The sequence below is a fragment of the Francisella sciaenopsi genome (assembly GCF_045862875.1).
Lineage (GTDB): Bacteria > Pseudomonadota > Gammaproteobacteria > Francisellales > Francisellaceae > Francisella > Francisella sciaenopsi.
Map to the genome: position 1 here is coordinate 105,586 of NZ_BTHG01000006.1, position 15,849 is coordinate 121,434.

A 15,849-nucleotide genomic window follows, 5' to 3' on the forward strand; every position below is an offset into this window, starting at 1 on the left:
AATTTTCTCTCTATAAAAAATATAATATATCCATTATAATAGCGCAAATACACTGAAATTTTTTATTATATGTTAATCTATATTTTTAATTGGTTAAGTCACTACTATAAAGGTCTAGAGGTTTTTAGTAGTTATGTATCTGTAAGAATTATAATGATTTCTATAACTTCATTATTGATAACTCTTTTTCTTGGTAGACCAATGATTAGATGGTTGCAGAAAATGCAGATTGGTCAAGTTGTAAGAGATGATGGACCTCAAAGCCATTTTTCTAAGAGAAATACTCCAACTATGGGAGGAGTGTTGATACTTTCTTCGGTTATTATTTCTGCGCTGCTTTGGGGAAATTTATCTAGTATATATTTATGGATTTTGATTTTGGTAGTTATCTTCTTTGGAGCTATTGGCTTTTTTGATGATTATTTGAAATTGGTTCTTAAGAATCCTAAAGGTCTAAGAGCTAAACACAAATTTGCTTTACAATCTATTTTTTCAATTATATTAGCTATAGTTCTGTTTTACCTTTTGTCTAAAAACGGTCAGATGAGCCTTTCGATACCATTTTCTAAGAATCTATATATTCCTATGGGAATTTTCCTATTTGTGGTTTTGACATTTTTCATTATTAATGGAAGTAGTAATGCTGTTAATTTAACTGATGGATTAGATGGTTTAGCGATAGTTCCTGTAGTTCTTGTTGCCGCAGGATTAGGTATTTATGCTTATATTGAAACAAATAGTATGTTAGCTAATTATCTATTATTTCCATATATAAATAATCAGGGTCTTGCTGAGGTGGCAGTTTTTTGTGCGGCTCTATGTGGATCAGGTTTGGCATTTTTATGGTTTAACTCTCATCCTGCAGAAGTTTTTATGGGAGATGTAGGCTCTTTGACGTTAGGTGCTGTGCTAGGTGTGATCGCGGTGATGATTCGCCAAGAGTTAATCTTTTTTATTATGGGCTTATTATTTGTTGTAGAAGCTTTATCTGTGATATTACAAGTAGGATCATATAAGCTTAGAAATGGTAAGAGAATTTTTAAAATGGCTCCTATTCACCATCATTTTGAATTAATGGGGTGGCCTGAGACAAAAGTTGTGATACGTTTTTGGATAGTCTCTTTGATACTTTTCTTAATCGGTTTAGTAGCTATTAAGGTTAGATAATGTTTAGTTTTTATTTTGATGATAAAAAAATTTCTAAGCTGCTCATGGTTGGTTATGGTTCTACAGGTAAGTCTGTTTGTGATTTTTTAGCTAATTTTATTGATCTTTCAGTTGATATTTCACAGAATGATGATGATTTTATAAATTGTGATTTAGAGCAATATGATTTAATAACGGTAAGTCCAGGTATTCCTATTAATAAGTCGCCGTATCGGGTTTTATCTAAATTTAAGCAAAAAATAGTTAGTGATATTGATTTGTTTTATCAATCAATTAGAAACACTAAGGCAAAAATGATAGCTGTTACAGGATCAAATGGAAAAAGCACTATAGTGACGATGCTTGATTTTGTCTTAAGAGATCTGGGTTATAAGAGTATTCTTGTAGGTAATATTGGTACGCCGCCATTAAATAAAATTGGTGAAAAATTTGATTATTGTGTTGTTGAGGTCTCAAGTTTTCAAATAGACTTATTTAATAGTGTTGAGTTTGATTTAGGATGTGTAGTTAATGTATCACCCGATCATTTAGATAGATATAAAAATTATGAAGAATATAAGCAGTCGAAGCTAAATTTAGCAAAATTTAGTAAAGATTTTTTTGTTTATGATGTCCATAATACCGGCATTAAATATGCTGGGGAATATCAGATAGTAAGAGGTTCAATCTATAAAGATACAACTAAACTATTAGATATCACGGAAACAAATCTTTTTGGCGAACACAATCTGGAAAACATTATTGTTGTTTTGAATATCTTTGATAGATTTGGTATTGATATTTCTAAAGCTGTAGCTTCAATTAAAAAATTTAAAGGCTTGAAGCATCGTTGTAAAATTGTAAAAAAAATAGCTGGTGTTACTTATATAAATGACTCAAAAGGTACGAATGTTGGAGCTACTATAGCTGCACTAAATAGTATAACTAGTTCAAAGAATATTATATTATTACTCGGTGGAGTTGCTAAAGGCGGTGATTTTAGTCTAATGAGTAAATCACTAGCTAAGTATGTTAAATATGTTTATCTATATGGTCAAGATAGAGAATATATAGAAAATCACATCAAAGATCTGTGCCAATATCAGATTTGTAATGATATGAAAGACGCATTTAGATTAGCTAGTCAAAAGGCTCAAGATAGTGAGATTGTATTATTATCACCAGCATGTGCAAGCTTTGATGAGTTTAGTGGTTATGCTGAGCGAGGTGAGGTGTTTGAGAAACTTGTTGCTGATTTAAAATAAAAATTGGGAAAGTAGAGTGCTATATAGATTAAAGCTTTTATTAAGTAGTCAAAATACAAAAAAAGAACGTGTAAGAGCGAAGTTAGAAATAGATATCTCAATAGTTTTTGTAATGCTAGGGCTACTTACTTTTGGCTGGGTCATGGTTACATCCGCATCGATGATTGTTGCATTAGATGATTATAATAACCCATATTTTTATTCTATTAGACAGGGTTTTTTTGCAGTTATTGCGGTGTTTCTTTTTTTATTGGCGTTGTTAGTGCCGACTAAAAATTATGAGAAAAACTATAATGTTTTTTTCTTTGTAATGCTTATAGTGCTTGTAGCCGTATTGGTTCCAGGTGTTGGAAAAAGCGTAAATGGAGCTAGACGTTGGATACCTTTAATTGTCATCAATATTCAGGTTGCAGAATTGGCTAAACTTTTAGCAATTATCTTTTTTTCTGGATATATTGCTGAAAATCTATCCAAAATGGCTAATTTTAAAGAGGGTATTCTTACTCCTATTACATTATTAGGGTGTGTTGCAGTTTTATTGCTGATGCAACCTGATTTTGGTTCAACAGTTGTGATCTCTATATGTGTAATGGGGATGTTATTTGTATCTGGTAATAAGGCGCGGTGGTATGGCCTACTTATTGGTGCTATGGTCATTATGGCGACTATGCTTGTGATTATTTCACCGTATCGTATGCACAGGATTACGGGATTCCTTCATCCATGGGAAAATGCCAATGGTTCTGGCTATCAGCTTGTACAGGCTCTTATAGGCTTTGGTCGAGGAAGCTGGTTTGGTGATGGTTTAGGTAATGGTGTTCAGAAGCAGTTCTTTTTACCCGAGGCGCATACTGACTTTATCACTTCTGTAGTTGCCGAAGAGATAGGTGTTGTTGGTTTGATGGTATTGCTGCTTGTATATTTGTTTATAGTATTTAGAGCTATGAATATTGCAAAAGCAGCTTTTGAACTGAAAAGATATTATCAAGCATTTTTATCTTATGGGATAAGTTTTTGGATTGGCTTTCAGGTTTTTGTTAATATTGGCGTTAATACTGGTTTGTTGCCAACAAAAGGTCTTACTTTACCACTTATAAGCTATGGTGGTAGTAGTTTGCTTATTATGTGCTTTACTCTTGGTATTCTCGTGAGGATTGACTTTGAAAATAAACTTTTGGCAGATACCATTAATCCTAAATATATATATAAAAAAGTAAAAAAATAAAAAAATAAAAAATAGCTCTAACTATAAGATAATATTGTTATTTTTTTGATCATCTAGTGCTTGGTCGGATTTGAAGTATTCATATTCTCTGAGACGTGATTTACCAATAGGATCACTCTTATCGATAGCTTTGGCTGGGTGACACATTATTATTCCACCATGTTGTATTTTTTTATAAGCCAAGTTTATAACTTTTCGGAAATCTTCAGTATTACTCTCTAATGAGTATACCCCGGCAAAACTCGTGTTATATTTGATATTCTCAACTACTAGCATTTTATTGAGCTTTTTTGCACCACTATAGTATATGACCTTAGATTTAAAATCAGGTTTAGACATATTATAAGTTGAGCGAATATAAGTTTGTTTATTATTCATATTGAATTCTTTATAGAGGTTTACTAGAGCTTTTCTAATAATTGGGAAATGATGCACGTGTTGATGACCATCAATAAAATCAGGTAAGTTTCCCCAGTTATCTATGAAGTATTCTATTTGATATTTTAACTCATTATAGACATCTTTATATTTTATAAATCTTAGCTGTGATTTTATAAGAAGTTTTGATATGGGTATAAAAGAGCCATTACTTACTAATGATTTAGCCTCTGTAAAAGGAATTCCTTCCGTTAAATTTAGGTGAATACCTACATTTATAGAGTTATTGTATACTCTCTTTAGCTCGGAGACACCTTGTTTAAATTCGGGCATATTAGTCATACAACTAGTAGCATTTATAATATTTTTTTTTAAAAGTTCAACAATAGCATTATTTATGCTTTGGCTCATGCCGAAATCATCGGCACAAATTATAATTTTTTTAGACATATATACTACTTATTTTATTTTAGAAAAATATTTTTTACTGCTACTCATTTTATACTGACATGGCTATAATAGCATCAATTAAGGCTAATATATTTTTGTTTAATGGCTAACGTTAGAAATATCAAAGATCCAAATATTAATGCAGTTATACCCGTCTATAATGAAGAAGTTTTAATTGAGTCTTTTCTTAGAGATTTGGCTAATAAACTTTTACAGATTACTCCTAACTATAAGATAGTCGTTGTAAATGATGGAAGCTCAGATAACTCTGTTGCAATCATTCAATCCTTGATTGGACAGTTAAATATTAAGTTTATTAGTTTTTCAAGAAACTTTGGACAAGAGGCAGCTATTACAGCAGGATTAGAGGCATCTAAAGATGCAGACGCTGCAATTATTATGGATTGTGATTTTCAGCATCCTATAGAAGTAATTGATGAATTCTATGAGAAATGGTGTGAGGGATTTTCTAATATCTATGGAGTTAGAAATCGTACAGACCAAAGTGCTACTAGAAGCTTTTTATCGGAGATCTTCTTTAAGGTTAGTAATGAGCTAATGGGAGTTAAAATACCTGCGAATGCTGGATATTTTAGGCTATTGGACAAGCAGTGTATAAAAGCATTTAATTCTTTACCAGAAAACGGTAGGTTCATTAGAGGACTATTTGCATGGATAGGCTTTAAAGGATATCCAGTTTCTTTTGATGTTGCAGATAGACAGGATGGCACAGCTAGTCGTTGGGGCTATCGTAAGCTTTTTAAACTGGCATTTACAGGTATATTTTCATTTTCATCAGTGCCATTAAGACTCATATCTATATTTGGTCTATTAGTTTCGATAATCGCTATGTCGTACGGCCTTTATATTTTTGTTGAAAGTTTATTCTTCGGCGGGAATGTAAGTGGTTGGCCAACTATTGTTGTTAGTATAATGTTTTTTAGTGGAGTGCAACTTATATCATTAGGAATTTTAGGGGAATATATTAGTCGTATATTCGAAGAAGCAAAAAAGAGACCACGTTATATTATTGATGAAGATGAAAGTAGGAATCTTTAATTAAATTATAAAACTATTAATTTTTAATCACATTGACAACTATATTTTTTCTATAAGTTGCTTCTATTTTAAAACCAATATTAGGATATTTTTGTTGTAATTCTCCTAATTGGTTTTCTTGCAAGAAAATTATTATATTATCATTTGTCTTTAGTAGTTTATCAAATTGTGTATAAGTTATTAGATATTCTGGCCATTTACCATTATGGGAATTCTCATATTGCTTTATACCATAATGGAATTCTCTTGCCCAATTATCAATCTCAGGTGTATAAGTTTTCCAGTTGTAAACTATATAGATATTTTTATTTAACAATATAGGTAGATCTTCTTCATAACCTTTTTGTTTAAGTTCATCTTCGAGTATAAAGTGTTTCGGCTGAGTTCTATTGTAATAGACAAAGGTCGTATTAGGACTAGAGTTGCTGAGTATTTTTTCTACAAGTGGTTGAGATGTTCTTATATCATAAAAAGGTATTATAATTTGTCCGAGTATATTTAAGAGCATCATCACAGAAATTACAAAAATAATTGCTTGTTTGATATTATTTTTTAATGAGATTCTAAAGCTATATGATAAGGCTAAAGATAGTATTACTACTAGGGCTATATAAACTAAAGGTGCTTGAGTATCTAAGATGCTTTGCTGAATTTGAGAAAATATTACAACGGCAATTGCTACAATAAAAAATAGAATACTTGTAATTAAATGCATTTTTTTAAATGTAGATAAATTATCATTAGTTTTTATAATTTTCTCAAATGATAAAGCCATCAAAAGTGATAACGGAGCGAATATTGGCATAATATAACTTACAATTTTTGAGCTTGGTATAGTGAAAAAAATAAGAATAAGTACGCACCAAAGAGTTATCAAAAATCCTATGTAATCAGACTTTCGATTTTGCCAAATATTTTTGAATCCTCTAGGTAATCTATTGAAGAGTAGCATGCTGAATGGTAAAAATACTGCCAAAAGAATTATAAAATAAAACCACGGACCAATTGCATTATTGAAACCTTGTCCTACAAAACGATAAAACTGTTGAAAATAAAAAAAGAAATATAAAAAATCAGGATTTTGTTCTTGCGCTAATATTAACCATGGAGAAATGACTAGAACAAATAGTATTATGCCTGTTGGTATGTATAGCTCTTTTAGTCTATGCCAATTATTAGTAATAAGCATCCATACGAAAATAGCCATACATGGAAAAACAATCGCGATTAGTCCTTTGGTAAGAAAAGCTAAAGCAGATACAAAGTATGCGACATACATAAGTATTCTTTTACTCTTTGTGCTCGACTGTTTTAAACTAACCAAACATAGAAAAAAAGCAATCCATAGAAGGTTAGCAACAATCAGATCCATATTTGCATAATGAGCTTCGAAAAAATAAAGTACATTTGTTGCCAGTATAAAACTTGCAAGAACTCCAGCAAATCGTGAATAGAAATAGCGTCCAAAAATATATATTAATACACAGCCGAGTATACCAAATATTGCTTGAGGTAATCTAATTGCCCAAGCGTTGACTCCAAAGAAGTGCATTGAAGTTGCTTCAAGCCAGTAATACAGAGGAGGTTTATCTAAGAAGGGCACACCGTTGATTGTTGGAGTAACCCAGTTTCCAGATGTTAACATCTCTCTTGCTATTTCTGGATAACGTCCTTCATCGGGGATGCTTAGATGACGTGATCCTAAAAATAAGAAAAAATAAATGATATATATGGCTAGTAATATTAAAATATCAAAAAAATATGTATTTCTTAGATTTTTCACTTTTAATGGGTGGTGTGAAGCTTAGATTGTGTGCAAATTTAACCTTAAATAAGATAAATCGCAAGTAGATATTGTATATACTTTGAATGGATATTTTAAATTTCGTTGAATTGCTCTGGTTTGTCTTCTTTATTTTCAAATAAAAACTTCTGCATTTCTTCTTTGAGAAATTCTTTAGCTTTTGGGTCTATTAGATTTAAACGATACTCATTAATCAAAATTGTTTGGTGAGCTAACCAAGCTTGCCATGCTTTGTTTGAAATCTCAGTATGTATCTTTTTACCAAGTTCACCAGGTAGTGGTTGAAATGGGATAGCATCTAATTCTTCATTATATTTTTTACATAAAACTTTTGTCATTATTCACTCCTTTGAATATTTAAATACATCTTTTGGGTTTTGGAAGGCCTGCTAGTTTTGCAGCTTGCACCGCAGGAGATACTGGGAATAGTACTTGTAAGTACAAACTATTGCCTATTTTTTCTCCATGCTTTTCTTTTAATGCTTTTACAAACTCTCTAATCGCTGGGGATTTCTTATTTTGTTGATAAAAATCGCGTAAAAAGCTGACAACTAGCATATGCTCATCAGTTAACGAGATTTTCTCATCATTAGCAACTTTATTACAAAAGCCAATGTCCCAACTATCAAAGTCTAATAAAAAGCCTTGCTTGTCTATGTTGTAGTTATCCACAAATATGGTAAAATTTGATACTAGTTTTTTATTATCTGACAATTATAGCAAACTAGCATAATTGTTTTAATCCATAAAAAGGCATATTTGATGAAAGTTACATTATATACTACAAAATATTGTCCATATTCTTTGAGAGCAAGAATCGCTTTGTCAGAAAAGAAAATGGCAATGGATGTTGTTGAATCAGGAGATTTAGATCCAAATGTGGTTAAAAAAATCTCTCCAAATGGTATTTTTCCTGTTCTTATGGAAAAAGATTATAGTATAAATAATAGAAAAGCATTATTGATATATATTGATGAGCGCTTTCCGGCACCAAGTTTATTACCAAGTGTTGTCAATGACCGTATTAAGATACGTCTTTCTTTAGATAAGATTGATAATGAGTGGTATCCAGTACTTGATGAGATCAGAAAAAATAGAGAGAATAAGACTAAACTAAAAGCAATTTTTAAAGATCTTAAAGAGAGTTTATTAGCTATGGAAAAAGCTTTTTCGGATGCGGATTATTTCATATCTTCAGGTTTTACTTTAGCTGACTGTTACATAGCTGCTTTAATTATCTGTTTAGAAGCAGAAGGTTTTGTAATTGATGAAGAATATGGATCAATTTTTAATTATAAGAAGCGTGTGTTTGCAAGAGATTCTGTTAAAAAAGCTAATTTAAAAGGTGGTGCCGGAGAGTCTTTATTAAAGACTTTAAGAGCTCATCGATAGGATAAAATAATTATGTGGTATCAAGGTTTTATAGATTTTGTATTTTTCGCTTTAAGTACAGCCTTGGTTGTAATAGCTATTGTTTTTGTTGTAGGTAGTTTTTTTTCTTTACTTGCTAAAGCCAAACAAGAGGTTTCAAAATTAGCAAAAGGAAAACTTGAAATTAATAGAATGGGCGATGAGTATAAATCTACAAAAGAGCAAATTTTAGAAACTTTGTTAGATAAAAAAGAATATAAAAAGTTTGTCAAAGAACAGAAAAAAATTGATAAACAGGAAAAACCTAAGCAAAGAAAGTTTGTTGTTAATTTTAAAGGAGATATTCACGCATCTCAAGTTGAAGATTTACGCAACGAAGTAACAGCAATTCTAGCTGTAGCAGTAGCAGGCGATGAAGTTGTAGTTAGAATAGACAGCCCAGGAGGCGTTGTCAATGGTTATGGGTTCGCAGCAGCTCAATTAGAGCGTATTAGACAGGTAGGGATAACTTTGACAGTTTGTATTGATCAAGTCGCAGCTAGTGGTGGATATATGATGTCAGCGGTTGCTAATAAGATTATTGCAGCACCTTTTGCTATAGTGGGTTCAATTGGTGTTGTTGGTACCGTTCCGAATATTAGAGAGCTTCTTGAAAAAAATGGTATCAATGTTGAAATGCACACTTCAGGGGAGTTTAAGCGTACATTAACAACTGTTGGCGAGAATACAGAGGAAGGGCGTAAGAAGTTCAAGCAAGATTTAGAAAATATTCACGAGTTATTCAAAAAGCATATTTTGGCATATCGTCCAAGTTTAGATATGCATAAAGTAGCTACCGGAGAATATTGGTTTGGTAAAGATGCTTTAGAGTTGGGTCTAGTTGATGAAATTAGAACTTATGATGATTATTTAATTGAGTTTCTTGATAATCATTATTCTGTCTATGAAGTTAGCTACGTTAGAAAAAAGGATAAAGGGTTTATTAAATCTAAGCTTGCTATGATTAAAAAAGCTATAACAAGTTTTTTGTATGCGCGTAAAATAATGTAGGTCAAAAGTGTTATCTTTAGGTATTCATCAGCAACTTCTTGATAGTTTTTTTGAGCAAAAAACGAAAAATATGTTACATCATGCTCTTATTTTTAGAGTAAAAGATGCAGTATTATTAGATAGCTTTATGAATTCTTTGTGTCAACTATTATTGGGACAGAGTGTTACTGACTATAAAGACTCTCCCTATGTAAGTGTGGCTGCTATAGAAAATGATGAGATCAAAGTTTCTGAAATTAAAAAAATAATTAAAAACTGTGAACTGACTGCGCATAATAATTTAGCTAAGATAGTTATAATTGAAGAACTTGACTTGTTAAATGAATCTGCAGCTAATGCTTTATTAAAAACATTGGAAGAGCCTACAGCAGATACCTTCTTTTTGATGTTTACCAAAAACTATACAGATATTTTACCGACGGTTAAGAGTAGATCTATAGTCTATGATATTAAATTTAGCCAAAAAGATAAATATAACTATTTAAAGTATACATTTGATATGTCTCAAGAAGCTGTTGAGAAATCATTGCAAATGGCTCGTGATGATATAAATATTATAGCTAAGATTAAGCTTGAGCAACATTTTTGGGTGCTTAGGAATAACTCGATGAAGGTTTTGGTTAATCAAACGAATCCTAATGTGTTTTTAAAGGAGATTAATCCGTATTTTAGAGATACATTATATTGGTTAACTAGTATAATAATTGATGTTTATAATTATAAACTTAATGAGCAGGTAGAAGTTGCCAACTACGATAAGTTAGCAGTTATAAAGTATCTTGCAACTAAATTTACAGATGATTACATATATAATCTTTATCATAAATCACTAGAAGCAAAGAGTTATTTTTTAAACTTTAAGAATGTTGATAAAGAGTTAGTATTAGAAAATTTAATATTAGAAATTATAAAATAGGTAAAATAGAATGGATGTAAAACAACAACAAAATTTAAAAGCCCAAGCACATGCTTTAAAGCCAGTTGTGCTAATGGGCGAAAAAGGACTTACTGAGAATGTAATGTTAGAAATTGATCTAGCCTTAGCATCACATGAGCTGATCAAAGTAAAAGCAGGCCGCCTACCTAAACAAGAAAAGCAAGAAATTGCTGCAGAGATTGTTAAAGCTACAAAGTCCGAGCTTGTTCAGATAATCGGTAATATCTTAGTGCTATACAGAAGAAATCCTAATATAAAGAAAAAGTAGGTTTAAATAAATATGAGTTTTCCAATATCACGCCCACGTAGACTTAGAGTTACTCAAGCCTTTCGAGATATGGTTGCTGAGACAAATTTGAACATAGACGATTTGATGTATCCAATATTTGTTGTACATGGTAATGGTATCAAAAAAGAAATCTCAAGTATGCCAAATCAATATCATTGGTCAGTTGATATGCTTGATGAGCTTGTTGAGCAGGTTGTAAAATCAGGAATAAAAAGTTTGATGATATTTGGTGTACCAAAAACCAAAGATCTTATATCATCAGAGAATTATGATCCCAATGGTATAACGCAACAAGCAATCAGAAAAATTAAACAACTTGCCCCAGAGCTTGTGATAGCTACAGATGTGTGTATGTGTAGTTTTACACCTCATGGACACTGTGGTATTTTGGATGAGCATGATTATGTTGATAATGATCAAACATTAGAGATATTACAAAAGACAGCTGTTTCTCATGCACAGGCTGGTGCAGATATTGTCGCACCAAGTGGAATGATGGATGGCATGATAATTGCGATGCGTCAAGCATTGGATGAGTCAGGATTTGAAACTGTAAGTATTATGTCATACTCTGTGAAGTATGCTTCAGCATATTATGGTCCATTTAGAAGTGCTTGTAGCTCATCTCTTAAGGGAGATCGTAAAACTTATCAAATGGATTATCGTAATAAAAAAGAGGCTATCCGTGAAGCTCTAGCAGATGTTGAACAAGGTGCAGACTTTATTATGGTCAAACCAGCATTGAGTTATTTAGACATTATTAATGAATTGAGTCATATAATAGAGTTGCCAATAGCAGCATATCATGTCAGTGGGGAATATGCGATGATTAAAGCTGCTGCAAAAGCAGGTCTAGTTGATGAAAAAGCAATCACTATAGAAACACTGACATCAATGAAAAGAGCTGGAGCTAAAATAATTCTTACTTATACAGCTTTAGATGTTGCATCTTGGTTAAATTAAGAACTATCAAAAAATTTTAAAATAATATAGAATCGAAACTATAAGATTATTTTAGGTATCGTTACAATGAAAAAAAAACTTAGTTTGATTTCAGTTGTATTTTTTTTATTAATTATCTCTTCATGCGCAATAATTTCACAAGATGAGTTTGTTTATTTGGGACATCCTAAGTCTTTGAATGATTATCATATTTATTATGATAAGACAGAAAAACTTTATCTATTTATTGATACCAAAGGATGTTTTTACAAATCAGAAGAGTCTGGCACTTGTTTTGCGTTGGATGAAAGTGAGACAAAATATTTTCTTGACAATGTTCTTCCTAAAATGATAGCTGCTGAACACAAAGTTATAAAGCATAAACAGAAGCTTCTAAAATACTTGAAAGAAACAAATAAGAAAATTATTAGAAAAGCAGTTAAAATTAATTATGAAGTTAAGCCTGTGAAGCAAATCGATATTGATAATCATAAGGAGTATCATTTAGTTAATCAGAAATATAATCTTGAAGCTAACTTAGTTGTTATAGAAAATAATGACGATATCGTAGTCTTGTATTCTGTGAGAATTCCTGAAGCTATGAAAAAACAAAAAACACCTAACAAACCATTTTTACTTGATCCTGAATATTTGCAAAAGATTATGAATAAAGATTTTATAGCACGAGCAGAGAGCTATCATTTAGATAAAACAGTAGCAAAAAAAGCGAAACAAGATGAGTTTGATAATTTTTTAAATAATGATGTAGATATATAAAAATGATAAATATTGCTTTATATGAGCCTGAGATTCCACCAAATACCGGTAATATAATTAGATTATGTGCGAATGTTGGCGCTAAGTTACACTTGATAGAACCATTAGGGTTTAAATTAGAAGACAAGCAACTTAGAAGAGCGGGTCTTGATTATCATGAATTTGCAGATCTTAGAGTTTATAAGAATTTTGATGAGTTTTATCAGAAAAATAAAGAAAATAAGATTTGGGCATGTACAACCAAAGCAAAACAATATTATCATCAAATAAATTTTGATCATGATGATATTTTACTTTTTGGTCCGGAGACAAGAGGGTTGCCGGTAGAAGTTTTAAAATTACTTGAGCAGACACAGCTTAAGATTCCAATGCACAAGAATAGTCGTAGTCTGAATTTGTCAAATTCTGTAGCTGTGATTTTATATGGAGCCCTGAATAATATAGGCTTTGATAAATTAGGCCTTTTGTAACATTTATTCTTTGTGAAAAACAGCTAACTTGCTTGCCTAATATAATTCTTGTTGAGTTATTCTAAAACTGTGATTTAATTTGTATAAATTAATCTCAGTTTATTAGTGCTATGGAAAATATCAAAAAAATCATACTTTGTTTTTCAATTTATCTTATGACAGTTGCTATGGGATTAGCTCTACCGAATGTATATATTGTTGCTACAGGAGGTACGATAGCAGGGGTTGCTAAATCATCAACAGATTCAGTCTATAAAGCAGGAAGTTTATCTATTAATGATATTGTTGAGCAAGTACCATCAATCACTAAAATAGCAAATATAAAATCTGAACAGTTTTATAATATTGATAGTGTAGATATGACTATGGCAATGAGAGTCAAGCTGGCTGAATATGTACAAAAACTGTTAGATAATTCAGATGTAGATGCTGTGATAATTACTCATGGTACTGATAGTATGGTGCAAACAGCCTTCTTTTTAAATCAAGTTTTAGATGTTAAAAAACCGGTTATCTTCGTGGGTGCAATGCGAGCATTTACAGCTTTAAGCAGTGATGCTCTTATGAATCTTTATGATGCGTTATTGGTTGCGGTTGATAAACAATCTTTGGATAAGGGAGTATTAGTAGTTATGAACGAAGAGATCTTAACTGCTAACGATGTTTCTAAAACTAATACAACGAATGTTGATGCTTTTAAAGCATTAAATTATGGTAGATTAGGTGTTGTAACTCCTAATAATGTTAGTTATTATCAAACTCCTAAATATGTAGGGAATATAGTATCTGTAGAAGATTTGGAGAAAATAAAAGCCTTACCTCATGTTGAGGTTATTTTTGAGTCACCGGATATATCCATAGAGTTTTTAGATAATCTTTTTAAAATTAAAGATTTAAAGGGTATTGTTCTTGCCGGTCTTGGTGATGGTAATATTCCATCTAATCAAGCTGATTTTCTTAAGAAAGCAAGAGCTAAGGGTATAGTTGTTGTACGCTCAAGTTATGTGGGTTCTGGTCAGATTACACATAATTATAATAATTTAGATGATAAGTTTGATCTTGTATCATCAGGAACTCTTTCACCAGAGAAAGCGAGAATATTTCTACAACTATGTTTGCTAAAAACAGACAATGTAAATCAGATCCAAAAATTATTTGATCGTTTTTAACAAGCTAAATGATTACTGTTGATTAATAAGTTTCTTTTTAAAAGGCGAAAGACCAAAAGATATAAATGAAACAATTACAATAGCAATTCCAATCATTAAGAAAAGGCTAGTGTAGGTATTTAGAGATAGAGTTAGGGTTTCTGAAGATACTTGTTGTTTACTAATAGCAGTTAATTGAGCAACTAATCCACCTAAAATCGAAGCAAATGCTAAGAATACCCACCAAACTCCAATCATAAATCCATTAACTTTAACTGGAGCAAGTCTGCTAAACATTGATAAACCAATTGCTGATATTAGCAGTTCTCCTAATGCCTGAAGAGCATAACTACCAAATAACCAGTATGATGAGATGATACCATTATGAGCTGTAAATTTAGAAATATATAGTAGTATGAAAGATAAACCTATTACAAGTAATCCTGTAGAGAATTTGCTATATACACTTAAGCTAAATTTTGTGTTATTAGAGTGTATATAGTACATTGCTAGAATTGGACTTAAAACAAATATCCAGAAAGGATTGAGAGCCTGGAATGTTTCCGGTGCTATCATAAATCCCAAGATTGAATGATCTGTATTTTTGATAGTAAATAGGTTTATTGATGATGCCATTTGTATGTATGAAATCTTATATACTATAGCTTCACACATTAGTATCAAAGCAAGCATCATCTTGTAGAAATATCCATCCTTTTTGTATAAAAATGCTAGATATATATAGATAAGTAAACAAGCAATAAAGCTCAAAATAACTATCAACTTTGCTAAGAGTAAATACGCAAGTAGAGCTTTGACTATATATATCATAGCAATCATCCCTACTATTACCCAGAATAAATAACTTAATCTAAGCTTCTTGGCACCTGCGTGAGTAGAGATATGTTTCATCGTGAAACCAAAGCCTACAAAAGTAGCTATAGCAAAGATTAAAGCTATAGAGATAACTACAAAACTCGCAGAATAGCCATAATGTTTCGCAATCGTTGGAATCGCTAAGCTACCAAGTAGTGAGCCTAAATTTATAGCCATATAAAAAAGAGTGAAGGCATTGCTGATTTGTCCGGAGTCACTTTTTTCATAACATTTTGATAATAGACTTGTAGGGTTTGATTTAAATAAACCTGTACCAACACATATAAAAGAAAGTCCCCATAATGTTGACTCTTTATCTCCTATTGTCAATAGTGCATATCCACTTAGTAAGACAATAAGTCCTAGAACGATTGTTCTTTTTGCTCCTAGTATTGCATCGCCAATATAGCCACCTAATACTATAAACGCATATACCAGTGCTGCGAATGCAGCATAAGTCGCAATTGCAGAGCTTTCGCTTAATTGAATGCTACCACGTTGTAGATAAACAACTAAAATAGCAACTAAAGCCTGATAGCCAAAGCGTTCCCATATCTCTAACATAAAGATAGTATAAAAAGCCTTCGGCTGTTCAAAAATTTTTAACATAAGCTAGTTTCCAATTAATTTCTAACTGACTTTATAGTAGAAATTAAAGTTAA

The 15,849-nt window shown here is 31.4% G+C and carries 17 protein-coding genes; 12 read left to right on the top strand and 5 right to left on the bottom strand.

What is annotated here, in order from left to right:
- The first annotated feature begins 69 nt into the window (after positions 1 to 69).
- Genes mraY through ftsW form a run of 3 tightly spaced genes read left to right on the top strand, consistent with a single transcriptional unit; the run spans position 70 to position 3,636 of the window.
- The gene (mraY, locus tag ACKTR7_RS07875) at positions 70 to 1,167 is read left to right on the top strand and encodes a phospho-N-acetylmuramoyl-pentapeptide-transferase (RefSeq protein WP_407877791.1); all 1,098 of its coding nucleotides are present in this window, start codon (positions 70 to 72) and stop codon (positions 1,165 to 1,167) included.
- Positions 1,167 to 2,411: a UDP-N-acetylmuramoyl-L-alanine--D-glutamate ligase gene (gene murD, locus ACKTR7_RS07880; protein ID WP_407877792.1), complete on the top strand. Its 1,245-nt coding sequence runs from the start codon at positions 1,167 to 1,169 to the stop codon at positions 2,409 to 2,411. The genes mraY and murD overlap by 1 nt, the downstream gene beginning before the upstream one ends.
- A gap of 16 nt (positions 2,412 to 2,427) precedes the next feature.
- Positions 2,428 to 3,636, top strand: a complete 1,209-nt coding sequence (gene ftsW, locus ACKTR7_RS07885; RefSeq protein ID WP_407877793.1) for a putative lipid II flippase FtsW — start codon at positions 2,428 to 2,430, stop codon at positions 3,634 to 3,636.
- A gap of 21 nt (positions 3,637 to 3,657) precedes the next feature.
- On the opposite strand, the gene ACKTR7_RS07890 is transcribed toward ftsW, so the two are convergent.
- The gene (locus ACKTR7_RS07890) at positions 3,658 to 4,464 is read right to left on the bottom strand and encodes a ChbG/HpnK family deacetylase (protein WP_407877794.1); all 807 of its coding nucleotides are present in this window, start codon (positions 4,462 to 4,464) and stop codon (positions 3,658 to 3,660) included.
- A gap of 102 nt (positions 4,465 to 4,566) precedes the next feature.
- Here ACKTR7_RS07890 and ACKTR7_RS07895 point away from each other — a divergent pair, with 102 nt between their 5' ends.
- Entirely contained in the window at positions 4,567 to 5,523 is a 957-nt protein-coding gene (locus tag ACKTR7_RS07895) for a glycosyltransferase family 2 protein (protein WP_407877795.1), read from the top strand.
- 16 nt (positions 5,524 to 5,539) lie between these two features.
- On the opposite strand, the gene ACKTR7_RS07900 is transcribed toward ACKTR7_RS07895, so the two are convergent.
- From ACKTR7_RS07900 to ACKTR7_RS07910, 3 genes are all read right to left on the bottom strand, one after another.
- Entirely contained in the window at positions 5,540 to 7,306 is a 1,767-nt protein-coding gene (locus ACKTR7_RS07900; RefSeq protein WP_407877796.1) for an ArnT family glycosyltransferase, read from the bottom strand.
- A gap of 95 nt (positions 7,307 to 7,401) precedes the next feature.
- On the bottom strand, positions 7,402 to 7,665 hold the full coding sequence (locus ACKTR7_RS07905) for an oxidative damage protection protein (RefSeq protein ID WP_407877797.1): 264 nt from the start codon (positions 7,663 to 7,665) through the stop codon (positions 7,402 to 7,404).
- Positions 7,666 to 7,684: 19 nt separating this feature from the next.
- Complete coding sequence (locus tag ACKTR7_RS07910) at positions 7,685 to 7,999, bottom strand: TusE/DsrC/DsvC family sulfur relay protein (protein WP_407877865.1); 315 nt, start codon at positions 7,997 to 7,999, stop codon at positions 7,685 to 7,687.
- A 90-nt stretch (positions 8,000 to 8,089) separates the two neighbouring features.
- Between ACKTR7_RS07910 and sspA the strand changes: the two genes are divergently transcribed.
- The 8 genes from sspA to ACKTR7_RS07950 all read left to right on the top strand — a co-directional run bounded on the left by sspA (position 8,090) and on the right by ACKTR7_RS07950 (position 14,332).
- Entirely contained in the window at positions 8,090 to 8,719 is a 630-nt protein-coding gene (gene sspA / locus ACKTR7_RS07915) for a transcriptional regulator SspA (RefSeq protein ID WP_407877798.1), read from the top strand.
- Between the two features lie 12 nt (positions 8,720 to 8,731).
- On the top strand, positions 8,732 to 9,748 hold the full coding sequence (gene sohB, locus ACKTR7_RS07920; protein ID WP_407877799.1) for a protease SohB: 1,017 nt from the start codon (positions 8,732 to 8,734) through the stop codon (positions 9,746 to 9,748).
- A gap of 7 nt (positions 9,749 to 9,755) precedes the next feature.
- Entirely contained in the window at positions 9,756 to 10,664 is a 909-nt protein-coding gene (locus tag ACKTR7_RS07925) for a DNA polymerase III subunit delta' C-terminal domain-containing protein (protein WP_407877800.1), read from the top strand.
- A gap of 10 nt (positions 10,665 to 10,674) precedes the next feature.
- The gene (gene yhbY, locus ACKTR7_RS07930) at positions 10,675 to 10,953 is read left to right on the top strand and encodes a ribosome assembly RNA-binding protein YhbY (protein WP_004288189.1); all 279 of its coding nucleotides are present in this window, start codon (positions 10,675 to 10,677) and stop codon (positions 10,951 to 10,953) included.
- A gap of 12 nt (positions 10,954 to 10,965) precedes the next feature.
- Entirely contained in the window at positions 10,966 to 11,937 is a 972-nt protein-coding gene (gene hemB / locus ACKTR7_RS07935) for a porphobilinogen synthase (RefSeq protein WP_407877801.1), read from the top strand.
- 66 nt (positions 11,938 to 12,003) lie between these two features.
- Positions 12,004 to 12,693 (top strand): FTN_0109 family protein, encoded by a 690-nt coding sequence (locus tag ACKTR7_RS07940; RefSeq protein WP_407877802.1) that lies wholly within the window; start codon positions 12,004 to 12,006, stop codon positions 12,691 to 12,693.
- Between the two features lie 2 nt (positions 12,694 to 12,695).
- Positions 12,696 to 13,163 (top strand): tRNA (uridine(34)/cytosine(34)/5-carboxymethylaminomethyluridine(34)-2'-O)-methyltransferase TrmL, encoded by a 468-nt coding sequence (gene trmL, locus ACKTR7_RS07945; protein WP_407877803.1) that lies wholly within the window; start codon positions 12,696 to 12,698, stop codon positions 13,161 to 13,163.
- A 110-nt stretch (positions 13,164 to 13,273) separates the two neighbouring features.
- The gene (locus tag ACKTR7_RS07950; protein ID WP_407877804.1) at positions 13,274 to 14,332 is read left to right on the top strand and encodes an asparaginase; all 1,059 of its coding nucleotides are present in this window, start codon (positions 13,274 to 13,276) and stop codon (positions 14,330 to 14,332) included.
- 12 nt (positions 14,333 to 14,344) lie between these two features.
- Here ACKTR7_RS07950 and ACKTR7_RS07955 read toward each other — a convergent pair whose 3' ends face one another.
- Complete coding sequence (locus ACKTR7_RS07955) at positions 14,345 to 15,796, bottom strand: peptide MFS transporter (protein WP_407877805.1); 1,452 nt, start codon at positions 15,794 to 15,796, stop codon at positions 14,345 to 14,347.
- Positions 15,797 to 15,849 lie beyond the last annotated feature (53 nt).